The sequence below is a fragment of the Massilia oculi genome, assembly GCF_017582745.1.
GTDB classification, from domain to species: domain Bacteria; phylum Pseudomonadota; class Gammaproteobacteria; order Burkholderiales; family Burkholderiaceae_D; genus Telluria; species Telluria oculi_A.
On sequence record NZ_JAFVIM010000007.1, the window covers coordinates 145,921 to 159,129 of the forward strand.

The window sequence follows — 13,209 nt, forward strand, 5'->3', positions numbered from 1 at the left end:
GGCATGCCGCTGGCATTTCATCCGCTGGTCACGCCGCTCGGCCCGCGCTTCATCCATGGCGCGGTCGAGGTCGAGAAAACGGATGCCGGCTTCCTGCCGCACCGGCTGCCCGCCTGGGCCAGGGTCCGCTCGCGCGATCCGCAGCTGGCGCAGGCCGCGGCGCAGGGCGCGGGCGTGCGGCTGGCGTTCCAGACCGCGTCGCGCTGGCTGGAACTCGTGGTGCGCGCGACCCGGCCCGCGAGCGGTCCGGACGGCGTCTACGACCTGCTGGTCGACGGCCGCCTGGCGCGCCGCGCCGGCGCGCGCGGGGCGCGCCCGCTGAAGATCGACGTCCGGTCCGGCGCCACCACGCCGGTCGGCACCGGGGTGCAGACCGTGCGCTTCGACGACCTGCCGGGCGGACGCAAGACGGTCGAGATCTGGCTGCCCCACGACCAGGTGACCGAGGTCGTGGCGCTGCGCTCGTCGGCGCCGGTGGCCGCGCTGTCCGCGCCGCGCAAACGCAGATGGCTGCACCACGGCGGCGCCGTCAGCCAGGGCGCGAACGCCGTCCATCCCACCGGCACCTGGCCCGCCGTCGCTGCGCTGCGCGCCGGGGTGGACCTGCTCAACCTGGGATTGAGCGGCAACGCCCTGCTCGATCCCTTCCTGGCGCGCACCATCCGCGACCTGGATGCCGACCTGATCAGCCTCAAGATCGGCATCGACCTGGTGCACACCGACCTGATGCGCCTGCGCGCCTTCGGCCCGGCGGTGCATGGCTTCCTCGACACGATCCGGGACGGCCATCCGACGACGCCGCTGTTCGTCGTTTCGCCGCTGTGCTCTCCGATCCACGAGGACGTGCCGGGGCCGACCGGGTTCGAGACCGAGGCCCTGGCCGCGGGTCGGGTGCTGTACCGGGCCGCCGGCGACGTGCACGAGATCGCGCAGGGCAAGCTGACGCTGGGGGTCATCCGGCAGGAGCTGGAGGCGATCGTGAGCGAGCGGGCGGCGGTCGATCCCGACCTGCATTACCTGGACGGCAGGCGATTGTATGGTCTTGCCGACAGCGCGCGGCTGGTCCTGCGCGACGCGCTGCATCCGGACGGCGCCGGCCACCGGCTCATCGGCGAGCGCTTCGCCGGGCTGGTGCTGGCGCCCAGCCATGCGCCGGTGGCATATCGCGAGGTCGGGCTTCAGGCCGGCGGACTATTTCACCGGTGATAGCGAACAGAGCAGGGACCTCGAGCGCGGCCCGGCATCCGCATACGCCAGGGCCGCTTTCACTTCGATACGCCACGTCGTGCCGGCGCCGGGTACGGAATAGAGGGCGGCATCGGCATGGATGAGCCGGGCGCGCTCCCCGATGCCGCTCAGGCCCCAGTGACCGGGCTTTTCCCGATCGCCGGCGCCGATGCCGCGTCCATCGTCCCGGATGCTCAGCACGAGCGCTCTCGAACCGTATTCGACGATGACCTCATGCAGTCTTGCGTTCGCGTGACGAAGGGCGTTGCATATCGCTTCCTGTCCAATGGCGCATAGCTCCCGCTGCACGCCCGCTTCGAGCGTTCGCGCCTCTCCCTTGCAGCGCAATATGAGCTGTTGGCCAGGCACGGCGGCCTGCTCTCCAGCCAGGCGCAGACACTCGTGCAAGGGAAGATCGTGCCCCGGACCGGCACGCAAGCTGGCGATCTTGTCGCGTCCCTCCTGGATGGCAATGGTGGCGTCGTTCAGGCACCGGCTCAGCGAGTTCCCCAACGCGGATTCGGATTCAGGCAGCATCGCGTTCGCTTTCATCACGAAGCCCTGGAATGTCTGCAGCACGGTGTCATGCAGGTCGCGCGCGATGCGTTCGCGCTCTTCCCTTTCGGCCGCGGCCTTCAGTTCGTCCACCAGCCGGAGCATGATGAGCAACAGGAGCACCCAGCTTCCGACAACGATGGTGAGTATTGCATTGACCCAGATAACAGCAATGACCGGGAAATTCCAGGGCGGGGATGGGGCAGTCATCCCAGCACCGAGCTCCAGGAATGCGTGCATCGATGCCGCCGCAGCCTGGATGCCCATGATGGCAGCGGCAATACCGTAGGCAAGTCGCGCGTGTGGCTTGCGATGCCTCCATAGAAGCCATGCCATCCAGGCATTCGCCCCGGCATACATCGGCGTCAAGGCCAGCACTCTCGATGGCCTGTCAGGCACGACGATCGACCATGTTACCGTCAGGATGACAACCAGTGAAAGCGCCAGGGATAAGGTATGTCGTTTGAAAGGCCGATCCAGGAACTCGGCAGTCCCGAACAGGAAAAGAATCTGCCCGCTCACCAGGAGCATGGTGAAGACAAGCGCGGCCAGATGCGCATTGTCGATGACATCCAGGGTATCGAACAGAACGCCGACGCCGACCGAGAACGAGGCGGCAGCCCATAGCCAGATGCCGGAAATACGCGGGGCCGAGACGTGGAGCAGGTAAAAAATGACGCCGCCGATGATCGACTTGATACCCACGATCGCTGCCAGCGTGGACTGATCGAGTTCCATGAAGATAGTCCTAGGCCGCCTCGCCCTGATGATCCTCCTCGCGCGGCGTCTTGCGGTCGTCATACGGCCCGTACGTCATCCAGTAATGCCGGAACGCGAGGCGGATATTGTCGCGCAGCTGCTGGTCGTCCCATGGCTTGGTGTAGAAGCGGTAGATCGCGCCGCGGTTGATCGAATCGAGCACCGAGTCCACCCCGGTATAGCCCGACAGGATGATGCGGATGGTCTCGGGGTACATCTCCTTGACCTTGCTGAGGAACTCGGTCCCGCTCATCACCGGCATGCGCTGGTCGCACAGGATCACGTGCACCCGGTACAGCGCCAGCAATTCGAAGCCCTCGGCCGGCGAGGACGCGGTCAGCACGCGGTAGCCGTCGCGCCGGAACAGGCGGTGCAGCGCGGTGAGCACGTTCGGGTCGTCGTCGACGATGAGCAGGGTCTGCACCTTGTTATCGTCGGTCTGCTTCTCTTCGGGCTTGGCGCGGTTGGACAGCACCATCTCGGCCAGCTGGTCGGCCGGCAGTGCGCGCGAGAAATAAAAACCCTGGATCTGGTCGCAGCGGTGGCGCCGCAGGTAGGCCATCTGGGCGCGCGTCTCGACGCCCTCGGCGATCACCTGCATGTGCAGGCTGTGCGCCATGCTGATGATGGCCAGCGCGATGGCGGCGTCGTCCGGGTTGTTGACGATGTCCCGCACGAAGGCGATGTCGATCTTGAGCTTGTCGATCGGGAAGCGCTTCAGGTAGGCCAGGCTCGAGTAGCCGGTGCCGAAATCGTCGATCGCGATCCGGATCCCGAGCGCCTTCAGGCGCGTGAGCACCTCGGTGGTGTGCTCGGCGTTCTGCATCAGCGCGCTCTCGGTCAGCTCCAGTTCCAGCAGCCCCGGTTCGACGTCGTGGCGCGCCAAAGCGTCGCGGATCACGCCTTCCAGGTCGCCTTCGACGAACTGGCGGCTCGACACGTTCACCGCCACCCGCACGTCGCGCACCCCGTCGGCGTTCCAGGCGGCGATCTGGCGGCAGGCCTCGTCGATGATCCAGTCGCCGACCCGCACCACCAGGCCCGTCTCTTCCATGATCGGCACGAATTCGGCCGGATACACCAGGCCGTAACCGGGACGGTGCCAGCGCAGCAGCGCCTCGGTGCCGGCGATGCGGCCGGTGTTGAGCTCCATCTTGGGCTGGTAGTGCAGCACGAACTGGGCGTCTTCGAGCGCGCCGCGCAGGGCCAGTTCGAGGTCCAGGCGCGCCAGCACCTGCACGTTCATGCCGGCGGTGAAGAAGCGGTAGCCGTCGCGGCCGGCCTCCTTGGCGCGCACCATGGCGGTATCGGCGTACTTGACCAGCGCGCCCGGCTCGACCGTGTCGTCCGGGTACATGGCGATGCCGATGCTGGCCGTCAGCGCGGCCTGCTGGCCGTGCAGGTCGAACGGCACGCGCAGGGATTCGCGCACGTCGTTGGCCATGTTCACCGCGTCCTGCTGCTCGCGCGGCATGGTGAGGATCAGCGCGAACTCGTCGCCGCCCAGGCGCCCGACCGAATCGCGCACCCTCACGCAGCGCACCAGGCGCGTGCTGAACTGGCGCAGCAGCTCGTCGCCGCCGCGCGTGCCGAGCGTGTCGTTGATCACCTTGAAGCGGTCGAGCGTGATGCACAGGACCGCCACGCGCCAGTTCTTGTCCTGGGCCAGCTCGATGGTGTCGCGCAGGTTTTCGAAGAACAGGGTGCGGTTCGGCAGGCCGGTCAGGGCGTCGTAGCTGGCCGCATGGCGCAGGTTTTCCTGGGCCTGCAGGCGCTCGCTGATGTCGCGCGCCACCGCGATCAGCATGCGCTGCGCAGGGTGCTCGACGTCCTGTTCCTGCAGCTTCCAGCTGATCTCGACCGCCACCGAGCCTTCGCCGCCGGCGCGCAGCAGTTCGGTCTCGACGATGTCGGCCTCGGACTCGGACTCGCCATCGTGCGCGGCGCCGCCGCCCAGCAGGCGCTCGAGCTGGGTGCGCGTGGCCAGGCCCAGCGCCACCGGGTCGATGCGCAGCAGCGCGTCGCGCGAAAAGCCCAGCATGCGGCAGGCGCCTTCCGAGACGTCGACCATCGCCATGCTGGCGGTGTCGATCAGGAACAGGGCGTCGGGCGTGGCGTCCATCGCGCCGCGAAAGCGCGCCAGTTCGGCGGTGCGCTCGCGCACCTGGCGCTCCAGCTGGCTGCCGTAGTCGAGCGACTCGCGGTGCAGCAGGCGCACTTCGAGCAGGTTGCGGATGCGGGTCATCACCTCGACCGTGTCGAAGGGCTTGCCGATGAAGTCGCGCGCGCCCGCCTCGAGCGCCGCCAGCTTCTTATCCGGCTCGGCCGTCACCACCAGCACCGGCAGCCAGGAATCGCTTTCCAGCGGCTTCAGGGCTTCCATCACGTCGAAGCCGTCCATGCCTGGCATGTGCAGGTCGAGGATGATCAGGTCGAAGCGGTGCTTGAGGTGCAGCGCCACCACCTGGCGCGGATCGTAGGTGGAACTGACGTTCTCGTAGCCGGTGGTCTTGAGCAGGTATTCGAGCAGTTGCACGTTCACCGGTTCGTCGTCGACGACGAGGATGCGCGCGCGCCGGATGTCGGACAAGGAAATCATCTAGCCTTCCTTTCGCCTGGCCCGCCCGTCCCGGGCTGCTTCGCCAGCGTACTGTTGATCGCTTCGGTGAACTTGTCGATGTCGATCGGCTTGGTCAGATAGCGGTGGAAGCCCGCCGCCAGGCCGCGTTCGATATCGCGCGGCATGGCGTTGGCCGTCAGCGCGATGACCGGAATCCAGGTGGTCTCGGGATCGGCGCGCAACTGGCGCAGCACCTCGAAGCCGCTCATGCCCGGCAGGTTCAGGTCCATCAGGATGGCTTCCGGGAGGTGCGCCTTGGCCAGCTGCAGGCCGAGGTGGCCGTCGGGCGCCGACAGCAGGCGCAGGTCGCGCCGGAAGGCGACGATTTCTTCCACCAGGCGCAGGTTGGCCGGGTTGTCCTCGACATACAGCACCAGGTGCGGCTCGCCTTCGTCGGGCAAGTCGCTCGGCGCGCTCGCGGCCTCGGGGCCGCGCTCGGGCAGCGCCGACGCCAGCGGCGTGGTGCTGGCCAGCTCGATCCAGAACACGCTGCCCACGCCGGGGCTGCTGGTGACGCCGATCTCGCCGCCCATCAGTTCCACCAGGCGCTTGGTCACCACCAGGCCGATGCCGGTGCCCTCCTGGGCCCCGGCTTCCTGGCCCAGGCGATTGAAGGGCTGGAACAGGTTGGCCAGCTGCTCCGGGTTCAGGCCGTTGCCAGTGTCCTGCACCGACAGGCGCAGGCGGTCAGGCGCCGGCTGCTCGCAGCTGACCACCACCGCGCCCTCTTCGCGGTTGTACTTGACGGCGTTCGACAACAGGTTGAGCAGCACCTGTTTCAGGCGCGTGCGGTCGGCCATCACCACCGCCCCGTCGATCGCCGGGAACAGCGCCCGCACCTTGCGCGTGGCGGCGATCGGCTCGATCATGGTGCGCACCTCGAGCAGGATGTCGGTCAGGGCCACCGGTTCCATCGACAGGGTGATGGTGCCCGATTCGACCTTGGCCAGGTCGAGGATCTCGTTGATCAGCGTGAGCAGGTGGCGGCCCGACTTGAGGATGTGGTTCGCGAATTCCTTCTTCTGCTCCAGGGTCGAGGGCAGCGTGTCGGAGGTCAGGATCTGGGCGAAGCCGAGGATCGCGTTGAGCGGCGTGCGCAGCTCGTGGCTCATCGAAGACAGGAAGGCCGACTTGGCCTGGTTGGCGCTCTTGGCCTCCTCGTTGGCGTTGGCCAGTTCGGCGTTGGCCAGCGCCAGCTGCAGGGTGCGCTCGTCGACGCGCTGCTCCAGCTGCTCGTTCAGGCGCATCACCTCCTGCTGCGCGCGGGTGCGCTGCTGGGCCTCGCGCAGGGTGGTGCTGTGCGAATCCTCCAGCTCGCGGGTGCGGCCCTCGATCTCGGTCAGCATGGCATTGAAGGAATCGGCCAGCTCGGCCGCTTCGTCGTCGCCGATGCGCGGCGCGCGGCGCGAATAGTCGCGCGTGGTCACCACCTCGCGCGCGATCTCGGTGACGGCCACGATCGGGGCCGTGATCACGCGTCCCAGGCGCCGCGTCAAGAGATAGGCGATCGCCATCGCCAGCAGGGTCACCCCGGCCGCGATCGCGAGATAGTCGATGGTGCGCGCCAGCAGGCGGTTCTCGGCGCGCAGCACGACGGTGCCGACCGTGTCGCCATTCTCGACGATGGGCTGGCGCACCACCAGGTCGTCGGTGGCGCCCTCGGACAGGCCGGCCGCTTCCAGGCGCTGGGGAATATTGCGGGGTTGGCCGGCGGCGGCGTAGGAAGCGAACAGCACGCCTTTCGCGTCGTAGATGGCGGCGGCGCGCACCAGGGGACTGGTGCGCAGCAGCGCCAGGTTCTCGTTGGCCAGGCGCGGGTCGTCGAAGCTCAGGGCTGCGGACGTCATGTGGCCGACCAGTTCGGCCTGGGTCGAGAGGTCGTTCACCAGGGCGCGATGGTAGCTGCGCAGGTCATAGGCGATCACGATGGCGATCGAGACCAGCAGCGCGACGAACGTGGTCGTCATCACCACCGCCACCAGCTTCTTGCGGATAGAGCGCTGGCGGCTCATGCTTCCTCCACGGACCGCTCATGGGAACGCATGCGCGGCATGTAAAAGTTCTAACAAAGACGAGAAATTGGTCATCCCAGCATAGCAGCACGCCTGTGCTATGTGTCGCACGAAACATTTATCAAGCCAGGCCAGGATGAGAATGCGGCTGGCACTGTAAACGTTCGCTTGCGGTTTGGGTAGCAATTTTTGAAACTTTGACCTGTCGTTCGCTCACCGTGCGCCCGCGCAGCGCGCTAGAATGAAGGCAGTCCGACCGGTTTCCCGACGTGGCACTCGCCCGGCCGGCGGCTTCCAAAGGAGACCCACGTGACGAACGAACTCATCGACCTTGCCCAGAAAGTCAGCGACACCATCGGCCCCAAAAAACTGATGCTGGCCGCCGCCGAATCCTGCACCGGCGGCGGCATCGCCTACACGCTCACCGCCATCCCCGGCTCGGGCGACTGGTTCGACTGCGGCTTCGTGACCTATTCGAACACGGCCAAGAACGAGATGCTGGACGTTCCCGACGCCGTGATCGCCCAGTTCGGCGCGGTCAGCGAAGAAGTGGCCGCCGCGATGGCCGCCGGCGCCGTGGCCAACAGCAATGCCGACATCGGCGTCTCGACCACCGGCATCGCCGGCCCGACCGGCGCCGTGCCCGGCAAGCCGATCGGCACCGTGTGCTTCGGCTGGGCGCGCGGCGACCATGTCCACACCGAACGCCTGGTGTTCCAGGGCGACCGCCAGGCGGTGCGCGAGCAGGCCATTGCCCACGCGCTGCGCGGCATCCTGCGTTTCGTGGAGTAAGTTTTCTTCGTATCCGGGATAATGGCAATGCGTATGCCGCGCGAGCGGCAAGGGCATTGTCATTGAATTACGGAGAGTATTTGAACATCCCCAGCCTGATGGTTCCGCTGATGCTGGCTGCCGCTCCCGCGGCGGGCCAGGTCCAAGACCAGCCTCCCGCGCCCGCATCGGCGCCAGTCCCGTCGATCGCCTTCGAAAAAACCGTGCTGCCCAATGGCCTGCAGCTGATCCTGGTCGAGGACAAGCGCCTGCCGATCGTGGCCGTCAACCTGTGGTACCACGTGGGCCCGGCCAACGAGGCGCCCGGCCTGACCGGCTTCGCCCACCTGTTCGAGCACATGATGTTCGCCGCCACCCGCCACATCCCGCGCGGCGAGGCCGATCGCCTGCTCGAAGGCGCCGGCGCGACCGACAGCAATGGCGGCACCGGCTTCGACAGCACCAGCTACTACGACACGGTGCCGAGCAACCAGCTCGAACTGGCGCTGTGGGTGCATGCCGACCGCATGGGCTTTTTGCTGGACGTGCTCGACCAGCAGGCCTTGACCAACCAGCAGGACGTGGTGCGCAACGAACGGCGCCAGACCGTCGAGGGCGAGCCGTATGGCCTGGTCGAGGAAGCGCTGCTGCAAACGCTGTTCCCCAAGGGCCACCCGTATGCGGCCTCGATCATCGGCTCTCACGCCGACATCCAGGGCGCGCGACTGGAGGACGTGCGCGAGTTCTTCACCAACTACTATGGCCCCAACAACGCCAGCCTGGTAATCGCCGGCGACATCGACAAGGGCAAGACACGCGAGCTGGTGCAGCGCTATTTCGGAAACCTGCGGCGCGGGCCGGACGTCGTGCGTCCCAGGGTGGTCACGCCCCCGATCACGGCCGAGCGCCGCGTCGTGGTGCGCGACCGGGTCGAGCTGCCGCGCGTGTTCATGGGCTGGCTGACGCCGGCCGCCTACCAGCCGGGCGATGCCGAGCTGGCGGTGGCCGCCACCATCCTCGGCGGCGGCAAGTCGAGCCGCCTGTACAAGGCGCTGGTGTACGAGCGCCAGATCGCGCAAGACGTATCGAGCACCCAGACCTCGCTCGGCCTGGGTTCAACCTTCGTGGTCGACGTCACCGCGCGCGCCGGCCACACGCCGCAGGAACTGGAAGCGGCGATCGACGCCGAGCTGGAACGGCTGCGCAAGGACGGCCCGAGCGAACGCGAAGTCGAACGCGCCCGCAACAGCCTGGAAACCGCCCTGCTGGCGTCGCTCGAAAAACTCGGCGGCGACGGCCTGGCCGAGCAGCTCAACCACTACAACCTGTACACGGGCGACCCGGGCTACCTGGCCAAGGACCTGGCGCGCCTGCGCCGCATCGACGCCGCCGCCGTCCAGCGCGCGGTGCAGGCCTGGCTCAAGCCGGAGGCGCGCGCCGTGGTGACCGGCGTGCCCGGCAAGCCGAAGGTCGACGATCCGCGCGCGCCCAAGCCGATCAAGACGCCGCCGGCGCCAGCTCCCCAGGTTGCGCTCAACGAGGCCGAACCGTGGCGCGCGACGCCGCCCGTGGCCGGGCCCACGCCGAAGGTCACGCTGCCGCGCGGAGAGACCTTCAAGCTCAAGAACGGCCTCACCGTGATCCACCATCACAATCCGGCGCTGCCGCTGGTCTCGAGCCAGCTGGTGGTGAAAAGCGGCGGCGCGGCCAATCCGGTCAAGCTGCCCGGCCTGGCCGGCTTCACCGCCCAGATGCTGGAAGAAGGCACGGCCACCCGCAGCACGCCGCAGATCGCGGACGAGATCGCGCAGCTGGGCGCCTTCATGGACGCCGGCAGCAGCGACGACGTCTCAACCGTGTCGCTGCTGGCGCTGCGCGCGACCTTTGCGCGCGCACTCGAGGTGGTGGCCGACATCGTCCAGCGCCCGTCCTTCCCCGCGGCCGAGATCGAGCGCCAGCGGCAAGACCGCCTCGGCTCCCTGACGCAGCAGCGCGACGATCCGGAAACGGTGGCGGCGCTGGCGGCGGCCGGCGCCCTGTTCGGCGGAGGCCATCCGAAGGCCTATGGCCAGCTGGGACTCGAAGACGCGATCCGCGCCACCACGCGCGCGGACATCGCCGGCTTCTGGAGCCGCCATTACGTGCCGTCCAATGCGGCGCTGGTGGTCACCGGCGACATCACGCGCGCCGAGCTGGAAGCGCTGGCCGAGGCGCAGTTCGGCACCTGGCCGGCGGCCGACGCGCCCGAGGTGAAGCCGGCCGAGACCCGTCCCACGCCGGCGCGCCTGGTGCTGGTCGACCAGCCGGACGCCGGTCAAACGGCGCTGCAGGTGGCCTGCATGGGCCCCGCGCGCGACACGCCCGACTTCCCGGCCCTGCAGGTGATGAACGGCGCGCTGGGCGGCATGTTCTCGAGCCGCTTGAACAACAATCTGCGCGAAACCAAGGGCTATACCTACGGCATCTACTCGCATTTCGACTACGACCGCACTCCAGCGCCGTTCTCGGTCGAGGCCAGCGTGCAGCAGGATGCCACCGGCGCATCGGTGCGCGAGATCCTGCGCGAGATCGCTGCCATGCGCGAGCAGCCCTTGTCGCAGGCCGAACTCGACGCGGCGCGCAACGCGCAGCTGCTGTCGCTGCCGGGCCAGTTCGAGACCAATGCCGACATCGGCGCCAGCCTGACCGAGTTGTTCGTCTACGGCCTGGCGCCGGATTACTACGACCAGTTGGCGCAGAAGCTGGCCGGGGTCGGCGTGGACGAGGTGCAGGACGTGGCCCGGCGCTATCTCGATCCGGACCGGATGGTCGTGGTGGCGGTGGGCGAGCGGCGCAAGATCCTGCCGCAGCTGCAGAAACTCGGGCTGGGCCAGCCCGAGATCCGCGACGACGACGGGCAGGTGATGGACAAGAAGCAACACTGAACGACACCGCGCTTGCCCGGCGCGGTTGTTTCGCCTAACATATGAACACCTATTCACATGTTAGAGCGAAACTTGACTGCGACGCATCCGCCCGCCCAGCCCATCGCCCCGCCGCCCGAGGAAGCGATCGGCCAACTGGCCGACCTGTTCCACCTTCTGGGCGACCCGACCCGGCTGCGCATTGTTCTGGCCTGCCTGGCCCAGCCGACGGCGGTGGGCGATATCGCGGCCGGGCTGGCGCTATCCAGTTCCCTGGTCAGCCACCACCTGCGCCTGCTGCGTGCGGCCCGCATCGTCAAGGCCGAACGCCAGGGCAAGCAAGTCTTCTATTCGGCCGCCGACGCCCACATCAGCAGCCTGCTCTCCACCATGTTCGAGCACATCGCCGAACCCGCCAACGGAATGGACGCATGAACCACGCACACGACCACAAGCACGGACACGATCACCACGATCATGACCACGATCACGGCCATTCCCATGGCTTCGGCCATCACCACCACCACATGCCCTCGCCCGACGGCCACGGCCGCGCCTTCGCGCTGGCGATCGGCCTGAACCTGGCCTTCGTCATCGTCGAGTTCACCTACGGCTTCATCGCCCACTCCACCGCGCTGATGGCCGACGCCGGCCACAACCTGTCAGACGTGCTGGGCCTGATGCTCGCCTGGGGCGCTGCACTGCTGGCCAAGAGCGCGCCCAAGGGCCGCTATACCTATGGCTTGCGCGGCTCGTCGATCCTGGCGGCGCTGGGCAACGGCCTGCTCCTGATGGTGGCCTGCGGCGCGATCGCCTGGGAAGCGGTGCAGCGCATCGCCGAGCCTGCGCCGGTGGCCGGCGCCACGGTCTCGATCGTGGCCGCCATCGGCGTCGTCATCAATGGCTTCTCGGCCTGGTTGTTCCTGGCCGGCAGCAAGGGCGACCTGAACATCCGCGGCGCCTACCTGCACATGGCGGCCGACGCCGCGCTGTCGCTGGGCGTGGTGATTTCGGGGCTGGCGATCATGTATTCGGGCTGGACCTGGATCGATCCGATCGTGAGCCTGGTGATCGTGGTGGTGATCGTGATCGGCACCTGGTCGCTGCTGCGCGAGTCGGTGCAGTTGTCGATGGCGGCCGTGCCGCCGAACGTCGACGCGGGCAAGGTGCAGACCTTCCTGGCCGGCCAGCCCGGCGTGACCGAGGTCCACGACCTGCACATCTGGGCCATGAGCACGACCGAGACCGCGCTCACCGCCCACCTGGTGATCCCGGGCGGCTATCCGGGCGATGCGGTGCTCGACGCCATCGAGCACACATTGCGCGAGAAGTATGCGATCCACCATTGCACGCTGCAGGTGGAACAGGGGACGATCCATCACCACTGCACCTTGCAGGGCCACGCGCACTGATAAACCTACCCCGCCAGGTTGGCGTACAAGGCCGTGCTGAGGTAACGTTCGCCGAACGAAGGAATGATGACGACGATCAGCTTGCCCGCGTTCTCCGGACGGCGCGCCACCTCGATCGCGGCCCACAGCGCCGCGCCCGACGAGATGCCGACCAGCAGCCCTTCCTCGCGCGCCGCGGCGCGCGCCGTCTCGAAGGCATCCTCGTTTTTCACACAGATCACTTCGTCGTAGGACGCGGTATTCAAGACCTGCGGCACGAAGCCGGCGCCGATGCCCTGGATCGGGTGCGGGCCCTTGGTGCCCTTCGACAGCATCGGCGACGCCTCGGGCTCCACGGCGATCGCCTGGAAGCCGGGCCGGCGCGCGCGGATAGACTCGCTCACGCCGGTGATGGTGCCACCGGTGCCCACGCCCGCCACCAGGATGTCGATCTTGCCGTCGGTGTCGCGCCAGATTTCCTCGGCCGTGGTGCGGCGGTGCACCTCGGGGTTGGCGGGATTGTTGAATTGCTGCGGCATGAAGGCGCGCGGGTCGTTCGCGACGATCTCTTCGGCGCGCCGGATGGCGCCCAGCATGCCTTCGCTGCCGGGGGTGAGCACCAGCTCGGCGCCGTAGGCGCGCAGCAGCATGCGCCGCTCGCTGCTCATGGTCTCGGGCATCACCAGCTTGCAGCGGTAGCCGCGCGCCGCGCACACCATCGCCAGCGCGATGCCGGTATTGCCGCTGGTGGGTTCGACGACGGTGGTGTCCGGGTTGATGAGACCGGCCGCCTCGGCGGCCTCGATCATGGCCAGGCCAATGCGGTCCTTGACGCTGTGCGCCGGATTGTGGAATTCCAGCTTGCCGACCAGGTCGGCTCCGCTGCCCCGCGCCAGCTTGCGGATGCGCACCAGCGGGGTATTGCCAATCAGTTCAGTGACATCGTTCGCGATTCTCATGCCGCCCCCGTT

9 protein-coding genes are annotated in these 13,209 nt (G+C 67.8%); 5 read left to right on the forward strand and 4 right to left on the reverse strand.

The genetic code is table 11. From position 1 onward, the window contains the following. The first annotated feature begins 3 nt into the window (after positions 1–3). Positions 4–1,206, forward strand: coding sequence for an SGNH/GDSL hydrolase family protein (locus J3U95_RS10905; RefSeq protein WP_208278624.1), 1,203 nt, complete (start codon positions 4–6; stop codon positions 1,204–1,206). Here J3U95_RS10905 and J3U95_RS10910 read toward each other — a convergent pair. From J3U95_RS10910 to J3U95_RS10920, 3 genes are read right to left on the reverse strand one after another with little or no spacing between them, the layout of a single operon-like run. Further along, on the reverse strand, positions 1,192–2,520 hold the full coding sequence (locus J3U95_RS10910; RefSeq protein WP_208278625.1) for a sensor histidine kinase: 1,329 nt from the start codon (positions 2,518–2,520) through the stop codon (positions 1,192–1,194). The two genes, J3U95_RS10905 and J3U95_RS10910, sit on opposite strands and share 15 nt — an antisense overlap. A gap of 10 nt (positions 2,521–2,530) precedes the next feature. Further along, complete coding sequence (locus J3U95_RS10915) at positions 2,531–5,140, reverse strand: EAL domain-containing protein (RefSeq protein WP_208278626.1); 2,610 nt, start codon at positions 5,138–5,140, stop codon at positions 2,531–2,533. After that, the gene (locus J3U95_RS10920) at positions 5,137–7,173 is read right to left on the reverse strand and encodes a sensor histidine kinase, YfiR-like protein-associated (protein WP_208278627.1); all 2,037 of its coding nucleotides are present in this window, start codon (positions 7,171–7,173) and stop codon (positions 5,137–5,139) included. Before J3U95_RS10920 ends, J3U95_RS10915 begins: the two co-directional genes overlap by 4 nt. Positions 7,174–7,482: 309 nt before the next feature. On the opposite strand from J3U95_RS10920, the gene J3U95_RS10925 reads away from it, so the two are divergent. The 4 genes from J3U95_RS10925 to J3U95_RS10940 all read left to right on the forward strand — a co-directional run bounded on the left by J3U95_RS10925 (position 7,483) and on the right by J3U95_RS10940 (position 12,259). Then, the gene (locus J3U95_RS10925) at positions 7,483–7,965 is read left to right on the forward strand and encodes a CinA family protein (protein ID WP_208278628.1); all 483 of its coding nucleotides are present in this window, start codon (positions 7,483–7,485) and stop codon (positions 7,963–7,965) included. 80 nt (positions 7,966–8,045) lie between these two features. Further along, positions 8,046–10,868: a M16 family metallopeptidase gene (locus tag J3U95_RS10930; RefSeq protein ID WP_208278629.1), complete on the forward strand. Its 2,823-nt coding sequence runs from the start codon at positions 8,046–8,048 to the stop codon at positions 10,866–10,868. Positions 10,869–10,925: 57 nt separating this feature from the next. Beyond that, the gene (locus tag J3U95_RS10935) at positions 10,926–11,282 is read left to right on the forward strand and encodes an ArsR/SmtB family transcription factor (RefSeq protein ID WP_208278630.1); all 357 of its coding nucleotides are present in this window, start codon (positions 10,926–10,928) and stop codon (positions 11,280–11,282) included. Beyond that, positions 11,279–12,259, forward strand: coding sequence for a cation diffusion facilitator family transporter (locus J3U95_RS10940; RefSeq protein ID WP_208278631.1), 981 nt, complete (start codon positions 11,279–11,281; stop codon positions 12,257–12,259). Before J3U95_RS10935 ends, J3U95_RS10940 begins: the two co-directional genes overlap by 4 nt. A gap of 5 nt (positions 12,260–12,264) precedes the next feature. Here the strand turns inward: J3U95_RS10940 and cysK are convergent, their stop codons facing one another. Further along, a complete protein-coding gene (gene cysK, locus J3U95_RS10945; protein ID WP_208278632.1) occupies positions 12,265–13,197 on the reverse strand; it encodes a cysteine synthase A in 933 nt (310 codons plus the stop codon). Positions 13,198–13,209 lie beyond the last annotated feature (12 nt).

Bases quoted from the DNA above. Each gene is read 5' to 3' on its own strand.
- J3U95_RS10935 (WP_208278630.1), top strand. From the start codon at position 10,926: ATGTTAGAGCGAAACTTGACTGCGACGCATCCGCCCGCCCAGCCCATC.
- cysK (WP_208278632.1), bottom strand. From the start codon at position 13,197: ATGAGAATCGCGAACGATGTCACTGAACTGATTGGCAATACCCCGCTG.
- J3U95_RS10905 (WP_208278624.1), top strand. From the start codon at position 4: ATGCCGCTGGCATTTCATCCGCTGGTCACGCCGCTCGGCCCGCGCTTC.
- J3U95_RS10920 (WP_208278627.1), bottom strand. From the start codon at position 7,173: ATGAGCCGCCAGCGCTCTATCCGCAAGAAGCTGGTGGCGGTGGTGATG.
- J3U95_RS10915 (WP_208278626.1), bottom strand. From the start codon at position 5,140: ATGATTTCCTTGTCCGACATCCGGCGCGCGCGCATCCTCGTCGTCGAC.
- J3U95_RS10940 (WP_208278631.1), top strand. From the start codon at position 11,279: ATGAACCACGCACACGACCACAAGCACGGACACGATCACCACGATCAT.
- J3U95_RS10910 (WP_208278625.1), bottom strand. From the start codon at position 2,520: ATGGAACTCGATCAGTCCACGCTGGCAGCGATCGTGGGTATCAAGTCG.